Here is a 270-nt window from a genome sequence, read left to right as displayed (position 1 = left end):
TTGCAACAAGGTAAGGTGTCGTATCGTAACGACCATTGGGATACGAGCCTGCTGGTTCGTGACTTCCAGCTGCTATCAACGACCACAGACCTACCCTACCGTATGGTCCCGCAGTTGAGTGCTAAGTATTTCTATCCAGAGCTTTTACCGTATCTTGATTTTGATATGGTCAGCCACGCAACCCACTTTGATACCGATGACGAGCGTAATGCTAAGCCAGGTCAAGCGACAAGACTGCATATAGAACCAGGTTTAACCATACCATTGCAT

Annotated in this window: 1 protein-coding gene; it reads left to right on the top strand. The window is 47.4% G+C overall.

The genetic code is table 11. The features are described 5' to 3' along the window. A partial coding sequence (lptD, locus tag AB4585_RS29560; protein ID WP_372172404.1) for an LPS assembly protein LptD occupies positions 1–270 on the top strand: 270 nt, incomplete at both ends.

Source organism: Vibrio sp. 10N.222.49.C9, from assembly GCF_041474985.1.
In the GTDB taxonomy this organism is placed as follows: domain Bacteria; phylum Pseudomonadota; class Gammaproteobacteria; order Enterobacterales; family Vibrionaceae; genus Vibrio; species Vibrio crassostreae_C.
Note: the sequence above shows the minus strand (reverse complement) of the source record. Positions and strands in the feature narration are given on the sequence as shown.